The organism is Bacillus sp. CHD6a (genome assembly GCF_001293645.1).
GTDB lineage: Bacteria > Bacillota > Bacilli > Bacillales > Bacillaceae_I > Sutcliffiella_A.
In genome coordinates, this window is sequence record NZ_LBMD01000003.1 from 129028 (window position 1) to 145220 (window position 16193).

Genomic DNA, 16193 nt, shown 5'->3' on the forward strand with positions numbered 1-16193 from the left:
TAATTCTCTAAAACGAACTTTGGTAGTATAATCTTCCTGTTGGGTAAATTTCTATATTTTTGAAAAGGGGGATTGTTTTAGTTGAAAAGGAGTTTTTGGCTAAATGTATTGGTTGTATTTACCTTAATACTTTCATTAGTAAGTCCTGCTGCACATGCCTATTCGGAGGGAACCGAAGAAGGAACGTCAAAAATATTAATAAGGGAAGTAGTGCCATCTGAGAATGGAAATGTTTTAGTTTGGGAGACTACTAGCGTGAATCCTTTATCAGGCAGTGACGAACAAAGCTTTATTGTAGTAAAAAATGGTGATGTAGTGGAAGTAGCCCCTGAAGAATTAGTGAATCAGGCTACAGAATTCACAAGAGTTTATACATATACAGACAAGATAGATAACCCAACAGCTATCGAGTATGGTGTCGTATGGAACTTGAATGGACAAGCTTTGCAAAGCAATAAAATGGTAGTGGATTTGATGGAAACTACAACCGCTTCAGAAGAATCTGTCTCTTCAGACCCTAATGTAAAAACAGAAGAAGGAAGCGAAGCCGTTAACGAAGAAGTAGAAACTGTTTCAAGTGAAGAAGAGTCTGTTACTTCAGAAGACCCCTTACCTTCTACTGAGGAAGAGGAAAACACCGAATCTACCATAGAAGAGGTAGAAGGTGCTGAAGTCAACTTTGTCCCTTCAGAAAAAGAGAACTTTTTAAAGAACAGCTTGATTGGTGAAGAAGAGGAATCTTATCTTTATCTTGAAAAAATGTTCGTCAATGAGCATTCTTTTGCTATGATGTGGTTTGGTCATGTAGATAGAAGTATTGGAAGAATTTCCAAGTACGAGCTTTACCTCAACAATACTTTAATCACTTCAGGCAGCCCTAGACTAACAGATTACGAGTTTACAAATTTAACACCTAATACGCTATATGAAGTAAAGGTGAAAGCATTAGATAAAAACGGTAATTTGTTATTAGAAGAAACTTTACAAATAAATACACTTCCTTCTCCATCGGGTGAAGTGGTTGAGTTTGACGATGCAAACCTCGGAGTTGCCATTCAAACACAGATGAACTTAGACAGGGAGATCCGCGAAAGTGATATGCAACACTTAACCATGCTTTATGCAAGCTCTCTTGGTCTTACAAGTATTATAGGGCTTGAAAAAGCAGTCAATTTAGAGTTCTTATTCCTTTACGAAAACAGCATTGAAGACCTCTCTCCTCTTGCAGGATTGAAAAAGCTTTATATGTTGGATGTGGAAGAAAACAATCTGACAAATGTTAATCCTCTGAGCAATTTGACCAATCTATCCATTCTTGGTTTAGGGAACAACCCTATAACGAAAATTGATGCTTTGGCTGGATTAACGAACCTTGAAGTTTTAGCTTTGCATCATACACAAATCTCCGATATCTCAGCATTAGCGAACTTGAATAACCTTACATTTGTAACATTAGCAGATACTAACATTGATTTTTCTCCAGAATCACCTGTTTGGGATCTCCTTAATGTTTGGGCTGACGCCGGAGTTTATGTAGATGTTCTAGAAGAGGAATACTTCGAACCTCTAGAATTGGAATTCTACAATACAACGGAACAGAGCATTTCTCTTGGCTGGTGGTACTACACAGAGAACGAAGAAGATTATGAGAAAGAATACCTTTATAAAGTGTATGTAAATGATGTACTTTATGAAGAAACAAACATGAATGAAACGACCATTTTGGGACTTGAACCGTCAAAAGACTACAACATTAAAGTAGAGATGTATGATGAAGATGGAACTACTCTTCTTCATGATAGTTTTGATATTGCACAGACTCTTGCATCTCCAACGGGTGATACTGTTACTATTCCTGACAGTGGCTTAAACGAAGCCATCCGTTATCAGCTAGGTCTCCAAGAACTTGAACGTGATATTTATCAGTCTGATATGGAACGCTTGGAATACCTATATGCATCTTGGATGGGTATAAAAAAGCTGGATGGAATAGAACATGCAGTGAACTTGTTTGATCTTGATATTAGCGGAAATGAAATAAAAGACCTTTCTCCTTTAAAAGGCATGGAGTCTTTAAACTCCCTAAATTTATCGGATAATCTTATTACAGATATCAGTCCATTGAAAGATTTATATATTAGTTATCTTGATCTGTCAGTAACCCCAATCTCTGATATCTCAGGCTTAAGTGGGTTGGCAGATTTGGAGATGCTGTACTTGCATGAAACCAACATTACAGATATCAGCGTTCTTCTGGAACTTGAATACCTGTGGGAAGTAACTCTTTTTGGAATGGAAGGACTAACATTTGAGGAAGGCTCCCCAGAACTTGAGATTGTAGAGCAACTTAGAGAATTTGGTGTGACCGTTTATCTAACCGAGGATGAATTCCACGGTCCATCTGCTCTTACCATTGACGTAGTAGATGTTACGGACAGTACCATTGAAATTGAGTGGTCTTACGAGTGGGCAGATGAAGTCGATCACTATCAGGTACTTTTAGATGGAGAGATAGTAGATATTACCAATGATACCTCTTTCCTTTTCACTGATTTGATGTCAGACACTTTATATACCATTGCAATTATCCCGGTGGATGTTGATGGATGGGAAATGGATTACTTCGAGATTGACGCTTCTACTCTATCAGTTGAAGAACAGCCTGTAGAGGAAGAAGAAGATAAAGAGGAAAAAGAAGAAGAAAACACACCACCAGTCGTGGAGAAACCAGTGGACGTTAAAGATAAAAATCCTAAGGTTAAACAACCAGCTTCCGACACGAAAAAAGGTAATAAGCTACCTGTTACTGCAACAAACACATTGAACTATATCTTAGTTGGATTCGTTATGTTGGTTGCTGGTATTGTTGGAGTTTGGATTGCAAGACGCCGAGTGATAGCTTAAAGTACATTTTCATAGTTTGAAAACAGCCGGACAGAGGATTTAATCCTTCGTCCGGTTTTTTTATATCAAACACCCATTACCTTCCTATTCCCCGATATTGGTTAACTGAGTCAGTATGTCGCCTTTCCAAAGCCCCTGACCCCAATAACACACCTGCCACAATCAGCACTAGACCGATCATGTGAAAATAGGTTACTTTTTCATCAAGCAAAAAGACAGATCCGATTAGGGCAAAAAATGGAGTAAAGTTTAGAAAAATGGATGCTTCTGCCGGACCAATTTTACCGATGATAAAGTTATAAGACATATGACCAAGAGCGGTTGCAATAATGGCAGATGTGAAGAATGCCAGCCATATCTCACCCGGTAGAAATGCAAACTCCCTTACCGCTCCTGGTTCTGTAATTAAACCAATAACCAATAGGATTCCTGCCCCAATGACCAGCATGTACCCAGTCAACAGGCGAGGATCCAATGTTTTAGCAAGTTTACTTATAAGGATGAAGCTGAAGGCTTGGGTTAATATGGACAGGAAAACATAGAAATCTCCTATGTTAACTTCGGATATGCCATTGCTCCCAACTAAGATGGTAATTGTAACACCAGCTCCGCCAAGGATGAACCCGGTCCATTTTAGGATATTTGTCTCTTTTTTAATGAGAACTGTTGCAATCAAAGCAGTTAAGATAGGACCCGCTCCTAAAATGATCCCTGCATTAGTGCCTGTAGTCCCTTTCAGTCCAAGGGATAAAAAGTAATGATGACAGACCACATTTAGAAAAGTAGCCAGCAAGATATATTGGGCTTCTCTTTTTGTTGGTAGCCTTATAAGTTTGAAGGTTGCTAGAATCATAAAAACGGTAAGGCCTGCTGTCATGACACGGAAACCCGTCATAGTAATCGGACTCAAGTTCTCCACAAGTATTTTTACTAAAGGAACGTTCATGCCCCAGAAGATCATGATGAGGAAAAGCGCTAAATAGTATTTGGTGTTTTGCATGGTGGGGCTAACTCCTTTTATGTTTTCCCATATCGTACCATAAAAGGTTGTCAGGGATGAAGGTATTTCTGTAAGCAAAAAAAGAGTGTGAACCCGCGTTTACACGCCAGCCCACACTCTTTCCAAACAAAACTACTTAGTTAATCTCATTCTTCTTCTCCCCAGATACAATACCCCACCAAACACTACCATCACCATTCCAAGCATGATGTAATTGAATGAAGATGTTGCTGTTTTGGGAAGCTTGTTTCCTTTTCCAGGAGGTGTTTTCCCATTGCCTTTTCCATTGCCAGGGTTTTCGCCACCCTTACCAGGCGAAGTCCCCGGGTTGTTTCCATTTCCATTTCCGTTTCCATCGTCATCTCCGCTGCCAGGAGGAGTGTTACCATTACCGTCTCCATCGCCATCACCAGGTTCACTGTCCCCATCATCAGGGTCCGTTCCTTCCGGCTCCCCGACTCTCACCACAACTGTCGTCAATGGCTCGAGTGTAATACCTTCTGCAGTCAGTTCAAAACCGGTCTGCTCAGAAACTTCATCCACACCTGCTTCATCCGCATCCACTACTACCACACCATCCGTCAAATCTTGCCCCAACGTCAGTGTTCTACTAGAAGTATCTGCATTAATGAATGTGTAATACTCCACTCCAGCAGTGGAAACGCTCTTGAATGCAACAACTAGATCTTGCTCCTTCATTTCAGGTGCTGTGACCATTGATACATTAGAATCCACCAGTGCACGGTCGCCTAGACGGAATGCATCGCTAGAACGTCGCAGCTCTATTAAACCTGTTGTGTATTCACGAGTTACGTTATTTACTGGATATTTCTCAGCATCTGTTGCTTTTTCCCAATCGATTCGGTTGATGATATCCGAAGAATCATACGAATCGTGGATAAAATACGGATGGGTAAACGGGTTGCCTTCAGAGTCTATCATATAAGTAGACTTGTAAGGTGCATCCGTTGCATCCGCTCTCCATTGCTTTGTACGACCAAATTCTTGGCCTGCGTGCAAGAAAGCTGTCCCTTGAGACGTTAATACCATCGCATTCCCTATACGAATACGTTTATGAATCTCTAAACTGTTTTCAGGAAGTTCCGGGTCTTTTTTAATCGATTGTGCAATGACATCATGCAAGGTCAAGTTGTCATGTGCGGCAATATATTGAACCACATCTCCCGGCTGATCTGCTTCGAAATTGTAAGGCTGTCCTTTGATGTTATCGAAAATTTGTTGTACGTTTCGCGCGCCGCCTGTGATAAAGCGTGGTTGACCTTCGCTTCCAAAGCCAGATTTCAGCTCGTTACGGAATTCGTCAGAGAAACTTCCCACCGCTACCGTATCTTTCATCCATTGCTGGTCAGCAGCTTGAACCGGCTCGCCTTCGTCACCGGCGAATGTTACCCAGCCTTCGCCAATCATGACGATATTCGGGTTCAATTTTTTCGCTTCATCATAAGCAAGTTGAATACTTTCTGCATCATGGTCACCCATCATATCAAAGCGGAATCCGTCCACTTTGTACTCGTCCACCCAATGCTTAATGGAATCCACCAGCACGCGGCGGGACATTTCATGTGTCGTACCAAGACGTCCGCCACCAAAGCTTGTTCTTGGCGTTCCGTCTGCATCCATGAAGTGGTAGTAATTTGGTACAAGATCCTCAAAAATGTGAACCTGTGCCGTATGGTTGAACACCACGTCGAGTACCACACCCATGTCGCGCTTATGAATCTCGTTAATCAAATTCTTGAACTCTTTGATTCTCAGTTCCGGATCTTCTGGGTTCTCCGAATACATGCCGGATAGGGAGAAATAACCGTGCGGGTCATAACCCCAGTTGTAATTCGTATCGGTAGAAGCATAGTCTAGCATGCGTTCGCCAGATTCAAATTCATTACTAAAATAGTAACTCATGACCGGCAGCAATTGGATATGCGTCACCCCAAGGTCTTGAATATAATCCAATTTTTCTACAAAAGAAGCAAATGTACCAAACTGTGCTTTTAAGTCTTCCCCAATGTTTGGATCAGACGTGAAGTCGCGTACATGCACCTCATAAATAATCGTGTCTTCTCTCTTTTCATAACCAGGAATGTCGGCGTAATCAAGCTCAGGCCCAATAGAGCTTACGTCCACAATTGCCGCTTTTCCTACTTTTTCGCCTGCTTCATGGTTCCACGCTGCCATCGATTTTGCATAAGGATCTAAGGCAAGGTTCGTTACATCACCATGCGTAATTTCATAATGGTAGTAGTAACCTTTTAAACTATCAAGGCCGGTATTATCGTTAGATAGCTTAACAGACCAAACACCGCGATCTCCTTTGACCATTTCAATTGTTTTAACAACTTCATCTTGGTCATCCTTGTCATAAAGCACCACAGACACATTGTCCGCTTTTGGCGACCATACTTTTAACGTAGCCGTTCCGTCTTTATGCAAATCTGCTCCCAGCTTGCCATCATAAGCATACATTTCGTCCATCAGTTTCCAGCCTGATTTAGCAGAAACCGTCACATCACCATAAGTAACATCGAAAGGAAGCTTCTCTAAATCAAACTCACCGTGAACATGAACGGTCTTTTCACCTTCAATGGTGATATCTGTAAAGGATACATCCTTTCCATCAACATCGACAATCTTCAACTGCTCTTTCAGTTCTGTTACGTCTAATCCTTCTGTTTTTGTAAAAGTAAGAGTGATCAGTTTATTGGACAAAACTTCTCCGGAAACAAGCGCCAATGGCACGGTTCCATAAGGGTTTGTGTAAACCTTGTCCTCCCCTTCTTTTACAAAAAGTTGGTTGTATTGTTGTAACATTTCAAACGTCATATCTCCCGTTTGTGCTCCTGATTGTTTGTTCACAAAAAGGAAGCCGATTTTATTTGCATCTTCTTTTAACTTAATGTCATAGTAAGCACCATATTTTCCGATACCAGCTGCATCAGCAGCACCATTTGGCCAGCCGTCAGATGGGGATTCTACATCTTCCCAGTTCCACATTCCCCAGCCGTCATAGTCTGCGTTTGTTCTTTCATAATGAATACGGACCGTATTTTCTGGAAGGTCAGCAGGTTCATATAAAAATACTTCGTCAGAGCCTTGTTTGATCCATACTTCGTTTAAGTCTGGACTAAAAAGTTCAACAGCTTTATCGCCACCGTCTTTATCTCCATTTGTCGTGTTTAAGACAAGGAAACCGACATTTTGCGCGCCTTCTGCAAGCTCTACGTCTACATATGCACCATAATCTGTGACGTTTTCCGCTTCAAATGGTGTACCGCCAGAAGGCCAGTTTTCAGATGGAGCTGCCACGTCTCCCCATAGCCATAAGCCAAGATTTTCATAGCTATTGTCTGTGCGTTGATAGTGAATACGAAGCGTGTTTTCGCCAATTTCACCTGGTTCTGTTGGTTCTTCTTCAACTGGAATGTCGCCATTCACTACTTCAAGCAGAACCGTTCCCCCGTCTTCCATCGCTGGAATGGTGAAACTCACTTGTCCACCTTCATTTGCTTGATACTCTTGACCAGAATAGTGGTCCGTTACCAATGCTTCAGAGGAACCAAAGTTCAGGGTTACTTCTTTAGCAGTAGTGGCAGTATTCAAACCTACGTAAACGGAATTTTCTCCGTACGTGCGTGAAAATACAAGGTATTCGTCACTGTCAGATCCCGCTACCTTTTTGCGGTCACCTTTAGCAAACGTATTTGGATTGTCGTTACGGAAAGCCAATACCTTTTGATAGTGGGCTAACACGTCATTTCCTTCTACTTCATCCCACGGCATGTTTTGGCGGTTGGTATAATACGGATAATCGTTCTTACCTGGTAAGCCCAACTCTTCTCCGTAATAAATAACCGGCTGCCCTTTTGACGTCAACTGAAGGGATGCTGCCACTTGATACTTCCCTAGGTCTCCCCCAACCATCTCATAGAAACGATCCTCGTCATGACTTCCTAAAAATTGACCTAGTGTCGCTGTATTGTTCAATTTGCTGTTCCGCGCCTCAAGCTTTTGCTGAACCGCATCTAGCTGCCCGTTTGCAAAGTCTCGTGCATAATTCTTAAACTCAAAGTCTAGCAAAGAGTCCATCATCCCACTGTTCAAGTAGCCTTGGTCATTATCAACACTTGCTCCCCATGCTTCCCCAATTAACTTGTGCTCTGGCATGACTTTTGTCAAAGAATTCTTAAATGCCATCCAAGTAGTATTCTCCACATGCTTTACGGTGTCAACACGGAAATAGTCAATGGTATTTCCATTGGCTGTTCTGGACTTTTCAATCCAGTCCGTTTGCCATTTAACAATCTGGTCTCGCACTGCAGATTTTTCTGTCAGAAAGTCAGGCAGGCCAGAAAGCTCTGAACGAACATCGCCAGACTCACTGACTTCACGAAGCATCCCGTTAAAACGGGTACGGTCGTCGTTCGTTGGGAAATTCGCAACACTACTGCTGTCACCTGACTTCAATCCATAACCTGTATGATTCAACACCACATCCACCATGATTTTCATGCCACGTTCATGTGCTTCATCAATCAGTTCGTGAAAATCCTCCATGGAACCAAAATGCGGATTTAATTCACCAAAATTGTCTGCCCAATAACCGTGATAGCCATAATAGGGCGTTTCTCCATCTTCATTGTATCTAACATCATACTTAATATTATCGACTACCGGATTGATCCAAATAGTGTTAATTCCTAATTCATCTAAGTAGTCCAGTTTTTGTGTAATTCCTTTGAAATCCCCACCTTGGTATGTACCGGACTTGCTTGTATCATAGCCAATATTATGTGGATCATTGTTCGTTGAATCTCCATCAAAGAACCGGTCTGTCAGCATAAAATAAACAACAGCCTCATCCCAATCAAAATTCACCTCTTCACCTGTAAGTGTGCGTGCCTTCACTTCAAGCTGCACAGATCCCTTGTGGCGGTTGCCAAATTCATCAATCGCTGTAATTGGCAAAGTTTTCATACCCGCTGTAACTTTCTGATCAACTGTTACTGTAAGCTCCTGTAGATCAGGGTCAATCGTCACCTTTTCTTTTCCGCCAATTTCGGATAAATCGATGGAAAGTTCTCGTGCTTTAGTATCCGTTTCCGTTTTCAAATCCAAGGTCACCACTGCGTTTTGATTATAATCCACTGCAGTTGGTTTTACTGTTGCTGTCACATCAAGGTCCGCAACAATATACTCTATAACTGATTTTCCATCCACTGTGTTATACGGATCTGTGACTTCCTTTGTCTCCCCATCAATTGTTACAAAATAAGTATATTCATGCTTACCAACCGGAAGATCGCTCAATGTATACGTAAACCGCTCATTTTCCGGGTCTGCATTCAATTCATGTTTTTCACCTAATATGGAAAGTTCGACTTTTTCGACCTTGTCCATTTCACCTGTTGCATACAGGTCTTTATCACGAAAAAAGAAGTCTGCGCTCCCGTCTGCAACAACAGGTGCATTGCCGTCAGGGATTTTTTTAATCTCTTTTTGCCCACTTGTTACAAGAACCTTAGTAATGTGGTCATTTTTATTTACTGTAATGTAGCGATCCCCATCAAAATCCTTCGCTTCCCAATCCCCTTTGCGGACAATAAATCCTACATTTTCCGCTGTATCACTAACCTCTATGATGGCATAAGCTTTTCCATCTTTAAATTCTGTAAAGTCGTGCTGCTGGTTATCCTTTACACCTGTTCCCCAGATCCACAGATTCCAACCATTATACTCCCCATCAGGCCTTTCATAGCTAAACACAATCCGTTTGTCACCTGTCTCGGCTATCGCTTTAGTCGGAAGATAGCCCGCAAACATGGAAACAACCAGAAGAACGGAAAGTAGTACAGCCATTCCCCTTTGAAACCTTCTCTTCATAACCCTGCCCCTTTCGTAATCTTAATCTCAACATCCTTGATCGTGATGACTGACTTGCTAATTCGTGGAAGCGTTTGCACTCTCAGGTAGGGTGCACCGAATTGCGGAACCGTTTGCGCAATGTTGCGCATTAAGCAGCCCCACAACTATAAACCTACAAATTTATGCAAACGCTACCAATATTCTACTTTTAATATACTATGAATTCTGATAATTTTCAATTGGTTTTTTTGATTTGGGGGTAGGCAAAGTAACGCATGCAGGTTGAGGTGACTGTTCCCTTCTAGAATATCTACTAACAGGTTATACTATATGAAAATAACACTAGCTACTGGAGGGGAAAAAATGAAGAACATAATTGATAGGCATTCTAGCAAACTCGCTATCCCATTTACTTTAAAGGAAGGGTTATCTCTTAAAACAAAAGACGAGCTACATGCCTTACGCAAAAATTATGGAATTGAAAATGCCAGCAGTTTTAATAAAGGCCCGCTCATTGATTTGTTGTCAGAGGAGTTACCGAAGCGTTTGGAGAATCTTTTATTAACTTGGGATGAGCACCGAATAAATATCCTGAAAGACCTTTTCCTCAAAAAAGGACAGGTTTCTACCGAAACTTTGGAATCCCAGCAAATTTATTTTTTCCAAGCGACTGGATTTATTTTTCTTGTAAAGGACGAAAGAAGTGAAAATCTTGTCCTACCTTCTGATTCCAATTTGACCGAGAGATTAAAAGACCTTTTATATGATGCAAAATTGTCTGCAATTGCTAAGCAGAATACAGAGTGGATTAAAATGACTCATGGACTCCTCTATTATTATGGCACGCTAAGCGTCGATCAATTCTTTGAGATACTTGAAGAAGGCTTAATAGAGATGATGGATTTCCGTCGTTTTCTTAACACCATTCATGAGGCTAGAATCTATTATGAATATTATGACCACGATGAGAACGGTTTTTCGCATTATGAAGTAATCTATCCTAAAATGATTTTAGAACAACAAAAAATGAGACCAAGCCTCGATTTTTATCCTTTTACGAAAAAGGAATTAATTCTTGCTGGGGAAGAAGATTATGTGGAACGTACGCCAAGTTTTAAGAAGGTTTCTGCCCTTTTAGTCAGAGAGTGTTCCCTTTCCAAAAAACAAGCAGACCTCCTGACAGAAGAGTTCCAATCAATGTTTAAACAGGGGTACACTCCAAATGAAGTGGTCAAGATACTTACTGAAGATGTAGTGTTTGAAAACATGGATTCCGCCAAGAAAGTCATTGATGAGTTGATGTCTTTCTACAACAATACTAAGCAATGGTTCTTGAAGGGGTACGCACCAAGTGAAATTAGATATGATGAGAAGCGTGAATCACCCGCACGTGCGCAAAATAACGTAATCAAATTTGAATCCGGTAAGAAAGTTGGAAGAAACGACCCTTGTCCATGCGGGAGCGGGAAGAAGTATAAGAAGTGTTGTGGGGAATGAGTGTGGTTAGGGAGGCGGGAACAGTGGCTCCTGGATACCCTTCTTTATCCTCCGTTCACCTCCGACAAAATGCGACAAAACACTCCTAAAGTCCTATGTCATTACACCACCTAAAAGACTACAATTAAAAGGTACTTTTCATAAATCATGGAAAAAGGCAAAACTAGTGAAAACTAGTGACGCAAAACTACAGGGACTTCAGTCTGTGTTTTAAGCACGGACCAGTTAGCCAGTTACCCGCACCAACCTCCGTTGATTTATGAGTGAAAAGGAGGTCTTGCTATGAAGACAGTAAGAAATTTACAGTTCTTCTGGCACAATATGAGATCCCACTATTACACTGTTATTGCTGAAGATTGCCTGGACCAAGTCATGAAGCAGCAACTGGTGAAAAAAGCGGAATCCCATAGGCTAGATGCAATTCAATGCAGAACGAAAATTCAAGATTTGACTTACTAAATCTTGATAGACAGCTTAGAAAAACAGACAGACAAAAAGAAAAGGCCTCAGGTTATGGGGCCTTTTTGTTGTACACATGTTATGAAGGGACAGGCACCGTACTTCATATGGCTCACGGTACCTGTCCCTCTGGTCTTTAGATATGGTGTTCCGTTACTTTCGGCTTTCTAACAAATGCCATGATTCCCGCAATCAAGTATAGGACTGCTGGGATGATTCCAAAACCAAGGGTCCCGATTCCGATGACAAGTGCTGCTAGGATTAGCATGATTCCAGCAAGTAAAGGTTTTTTGTTTCCTTTAATGGCAATGATACCGACAACTCCCAGAATTAAAGAAATAATTCCAACTGTTAGTAGCGTAGGACCTGCCATAGACAATAAATCCATGAACCCACCCATATCCATTCCTTCCATCGCCGGATCTGACGCCATTTCCTCTTCCATTACCTCTGTTAATTCAGGGTCGGACATACCCAAGTTCATCAACACTCCAAAAAGCGCCGTCAATCCACTAATAATCACTGCGATGACTGTCATCACTATTTCTGCTGTACGTTTCATACTCATTTCCTCCTTTTAATATGTAACTTTATATGGGTTATACGTAGATGAACTCCATAAAGTTTCAAACATCTATAACTAATTTTATCACGGTGGAAAGTAGGATAAAATAGTAAAAATTTTATTATTTTTCTAAAATAGACATTTCCTCCGTCCTCTCTTATTCCAAGGATTCGATAAAATCTCCCTTAAAACGCACATTCCGGCGCGGAAAATGTAGGAATTTTTGTTGTTTATATCAAGTTGAAAAAAGGTATTTTCAAAGTATAGAAACACAGCAGAAAAATACGAAAGTGGGGAAACCTCGATGAAAATAAAAGTAAAAAGCTGGAGAATGCTGACTGTCCAGGATAAATTGTTCATTCTTAAAGCCGTAAGCCGCCAATCACAATCAAAAGTAAGTGCATAAATCTCTAAAAGAGAGAACAGGTCTCTTCCTTATGCCTCATTTATTACACTCTAAATTCTACTAATTACTTCTACAAGCAGAGCCTGAACATCTAGTAATATGACCTGTTCTTGACTTAAGTCTAGTATTCATACAATTCAATCGGCATCCCGTCTGGATCAGAAAAGAAAGTAAACCTCCTCTTTGTATGCTCGTCTATTCGTATAGGTTCCACTTTTATCCCCTTCCCTTCTAGTTCCTACACTGCTTCCACGATATCAGGAGTTTGAAAGGCCAAATGACGTAGTCCCTGGGCTTCTGGATAGCTTGGTCTTACAGGAGCTCCAGGGAAAGAGAATAACTCTAATTGGGTGCCGTCTGGTAGTGCTAAGTCAAGTTTATAAGAATCTCTTTCCTCTCTGTATACTTCATTAATAATGGGAAAGCCCATCAAATTAACGTAGAACTCTTTAGAAATTTTATATTCGGAGCAAATAATGGCAATATGATGGATACCTGTCAGGTTCATTTATGTACCCCCCCTTTCTTATTTTCATCTTACAGAAAGTTTATTAAAGACACAAAAATAGGACAGTATTCACTGCCCTTCCCATCATGTAATTAACTTATCTTAAGTTAGCAATGATGTTTCCCGCCAATATTAATGTTGATTCCAAAAATGTTAATATTGAAGTTTTTTTCACATTTTTTACAATCGTGTTTATCTTTATGTTTTGGCTTGCAGTGTGTGTGGTGGTCTTTCTTTGAGTTAGAATAGTAGTAGCATTTCAATGTTGTTTCACCTCCTTTAAAAGATAGGTGACGGGTTGTTAGATGAAATTAGGAACCGTCTTGCTACCTTCTCTATTATTCTATGTATGTCGGATGATGATGCATGGACTTATGTCCTGAAGGGGGGAGTGGATTTTAATAGAGGATGATAGATTTTTTGCTATAAAAAGGAATACAAATTAACTCATATTTCTCTTGAAAACACCATATATGTAGTCGTGAAACTTTTTCTACCTGGAGGCTCATATGTGGTTAATACTATTGGGGATTTTATATTTGTATTTAGTTATGAAGGGAAATTTATGGGCGATTATCGTGGTCATTTTGTGCACGGCTATCATACTGCCTGGTTTCAATCGGAGAGCGCAAACTTCAGTTAAACCTAAGAACCATCTTCCAAATAAACCGGAAGAATATAAACAAGGGGATATATTCGGCATTTACACAGACCCCCTTGCTCTTCATCAACAAAATAAGGAACGCAAAAAGCTGGAAATGGAGGGGAGAAAGAGAATTTAATTTTATGGTGTTAGACTAGACCCCTACCATCACTACTATTTTCCCTTCACCCAACTGATAACTCTTTATTTTGCCAATTGGTATCTTTCTGAGAAGCTCCCAACCATTAAAATCAATGCTGATATGACCGCTTTTGTAGGCGAGGTGCGGCGGTTTGTCAAAAATACGTTTATTAAGAATACTAAGATTCAACGGTTTCAGTTTTGCAATCTTAAAAATTAGCTCTCTTCCTTCCATTTGAACCGGCTCAAGGGTGATGGAGAAAGAGAGGTCTTTCTTGGTCAGTTTAAGATCTGCTTCCGCTTTTCCAGTGACAATAATCTCACCCTCTGTAATTTCTACTGCAACTTCCTGCAGTTTATCGTTTCTTCGAAGTACTTCCTCTAGCATGTAAGCAGTAATGGGCACCGGAATGCCTTTGCTGTCTTTGATACGGTTCATTCCACTCTTAAATTTATTGAAGAGATCCATGGTTTTCCCCCTTCTTTCATGGAAAATCACATTGCCTTAGATGGGTGCTTTACCAGTAAAAAAGACTAAAACATCCCATGCTCATTCGGTAATTCTTCCGGAATAGCTTGACCGACATCCCACAGTTCCACAATCTTCTCTTCTTCAAAACGGAAAATATGTACAACCGCGGCTCCGATGTCCTCAGGATATTGTTTAATGTGAGAGTGAACAGCAACAGTATTTTCTTCTACTATAGCATGCTTCACTTCAAGTGTTTTGTTAGGACTTTGAACCGCGTTTTCTTCCATTGCTAGCATGAGCGATTCAGCATCCCCACGAAAATAAGGATTGTGATGACGAAAATCAGAGGAAATGTGGCGTTCGAATGCTTCACGAATTTTTCCGGAAACAACCATTTGGAGAAATAAGATGGATGCTTCTTTGTATAAATTACTAGTCATTTCAACTCAACCTTTCATGTATGTAATAATTGCTTACCCTAACATCTACCTCTTATAAGTCTTGAGAATACGTGCATATGTTTTATTTCTTCTTTTGTAAACGTAAGTCCTTCACTATCTCAAAAAAAAATCAGACCCCTTTGACAATAAGCAAAGGAGCCTGATAATAGGAGGGATAAGCACCAGTTCTGGTGATGGGGTTTATAAACTTCTAGCTGGCACAACTGCACGCTTTACCCGCCAACTTCTCATCAGCGTAAAGGTATAAATCCCAAGTGCCGCCCATATGCAAATAAACGCTACAAGATGCGCACCAGTAAACGGCTCATGAAACAAATAAACGCCCATAATCAGCTTAATAGTTGGCGCAAAATACTGCAGCAAACCGACCATAGATAGCGGAATTCTTTTTGCACCACTTGCGAAAAGTAACAACGGAACGGCTGTAACTACCCCAGCAAGCAAAAGAAGCAACGTCACATTAAGGTTTCCACCAAACGCGCCACTACCAGTTTTAGCATGCACATAAGTTAAAAAAAGCAGCGCAAACGGCGTAATTAAAAGTGTCTCAATAGCCAAACCAATTAAAGCACCCACTTGAACCATCTTCTTAATCAGACCATAAAATGCAAAGCTAAAGGCAAGCATAATGGCGACCCATGGAAAGGTACCGAAACTAAACGTCAGAACGAGCACACCGACTCCTGCTAGAATAATAGACAAAACCTGAAAACCAGACAGCTTTTCCTTTAATACAATAACAGCAAGTAAGATACTGACAAGCGGGTTAATATAGTATCCTAGACTCGCTTCAATGACACGGTCCGCATTCACGGCCCAAATATATAGACCCCAATTAATGCTGATGAAAATGGAGGCAAGACTGATGCCAATTAGCCTCTTCCGATTCCTGACAAGCGCTTTAACCTCAAATATAAAGGAAGGAATTTTCCTCAACATTGCCAGAATAATTAGTATAAAAACGAGTGACCATACGATCCTATGCGCAAGAATTTCCCCAGCCGGTACATCGTCCACCAGCTTCCAAAATAAAGGAAGGATTCCCCATAATATATATGATAAACCCGCTGAGACGATTCCTATTGCAAACTCTTTGTTACCTGTTGGTTGGTTCATGGCTGCGCCCTCTTTACTAAGAATATTTGTATTAAGTGTAGGCGCGTTCACAAGGAAAAGCAATGGAAAATTTCGTGATGCGAAAAAATTCCACTCAAACTCTATAATGAAGGGCGATATACCTCTTGCAAAAAGATTATA

At 40.7% G+C, this 16193-nt stretch carries 11 protein-coding genes, 1 pseudogene and 1 riboswitch; of the genes and pseudogenes, 4 read left to right on the forward strand and 8 right to left on the reverse strand.

Going from position 1 to position 16193, the window contains the following annotated elements:
- Positions 1-81 precede the first annotated feature (81 nt).
- Complete coding sequence (locus AAV98_RS05235) at positions 82-2904, forward strand: leucine-rich repeat domain-containing protein (RefSeq protein WP_060664517.1); 2823 nt, start codon at positions 82-84, stop codon at positions 2902-2904.
- A 76-nt stretch (positions 2905-2980) separates the two neighbouring features.
- Here the strand turns inward: AAV98_RS05235 and AAV98_RS05240 are convergent, their stop codons facing one another.
- From AAV98_RS05240 to AAV98_RS20795, 3 genes are all read right to left on the reverse strand, one after another.
- Positions 2981-3904, reverse strand: a complete 924-nt coding sequence (locus AAV98_RS05240) for a DMT family transporter (protein WP_060664518.1) — start codon at positions 3902-3904, stop codon at positions 2981-2983.
- Positions 3905-4036: 132 nt separating this feature from the next.
- Entirely contained in the window at positions 4037-9802 is a 5766-nt protein-coding gene (locus AAV98_RS05245; protein WP_082380777.1) for a pullulanase, read from the reverse strand.
- Positions 9799-9933 carry a hypothetical protein gene (locus AAV98_RS20795; RefSeq protein WP_269433435.1) on the reverse strand — a complete coding sequence of 45 codons (135 nt, stop codon included), beginning with the start codon at positions 9931-9933 and terminating at the stop codon, positions 9799-9801. The genes AAV98_RS05245 and AAV98_RS20795 overlap by 4 nt, the downstream gene beginning before the upstream one ends.
- Before the next feature lie 214 nt (positions 9934-10147).
- Here AAV98_RS20795 and AAV98_RS05250 point away from each other — a divergent pair, with 214 nt between their 5' ends.
- Positions 10148-11281, forward strand: coding sequence for an SEC-C metal-binding domain-containing protein (locus tag AAV98_RS05250; RefSeq protein WP_060664519.1), 1134 nt, complete (start codon positions 10148-10150; stop codon positions 11279-11281).
- Positions 11282-11427: 146 nt separating this feature from the next.
- Positions 11428-11522: riboswitch (cyclic di-GMP riboswitch) on the forward strand.
- Between the two features lie 41 nt (positions 11523-11563).
- Positions 11564-11740: a hypothetical protein gene (locus AAV98_RS20185; RefSeq protein WP_156317641.1), complete on the forward strand. Its 177-nt coding sequence runs from the start codon at positions 11564-11566 to the stop codon at positions 11738-11740.
- A gap of 136 nt (positions 11741-11876) precedes the next feature.
- Here AAV98_RS20185 and AAV98_RS05255 read toward each other — a convergent pair whose 3' ends face one another.
- Complete coding sequence (locus tag AAV98_RS05255; protein ID WP_060664520.1) at positions 11877-12302, reverse strand: DUF4064 domain-containing protein; 426 nt, start codon at positions 12300-12302, stop codon at positions 11877-11879.
- Positions 12303-12832: 530 nt separating this feature from the next.
- Positions 12833-13219 (reverse strand): annotated as a pseudogene (gene gloA2, locus AAV98_RS05260) (SMU1112c/YaeR family gloxylase I-like metalloprotein).
- A 509-nt stretch (positions 13220-13728) separates the two neighbouring features.
- Here gloA2 and AAV98_RS05265 point away from each other — a divergent pair.
- On the forward strand, positions 13729-14001 hold the full coding sequence (locus tag AAV98_RS05265) for a hypothetical protein (protein ID WP_060664521.1): 273 nt from the start codon (positions 13729-13731) through the stop codon (positions 13999-14001).
- A 15-nt stretch (positions 14002-14016) separates the two neighbouring features.
- On the opposite strand, the gene AAV98_RS05270 is transcribed toward AAV98_RS05265, so the two are convergent.
- The 3 genes from AAV98_RS05270 to rarD form a co-directional block, all read right to left on the reverse strand.
- Positions 14017-14472, reverse strand: coding sequence for a hypothetical protein (locus AAV98_RS05270; protein ID WP_060664522.1), 456 nt, complete (start codon positions 14470-14472; stop codon positions 14017-14019).
- A 65-nt stretch (positions 14473-14537) separates the two neighbouring features.
- A complete protein-coding gene (locus AAV98_RS05275; protein WP_060664523.1) occupies positions 14538-14915 on the reverse strand; it encodes a nuclear transport factor 2 family protein in 378 nt (125 codons plus the stop codon).
- Between the two features lie 201 nt (positions 14916-15116).
- Positions 15117-16052 carry an EamA family transporter RarD gene (rarD, locus tag AAV98_RS05280; protein WP_060664524.1) on the reverse strand — a complete coding sequence of 312 codons (936 nt, stop codon included), beginning with the start codon at positions 16050-16052 and terminating at the stop codon, positions 15117-15119.
- Positions 16053-16193: the final 141 nt, after the last annotated feature.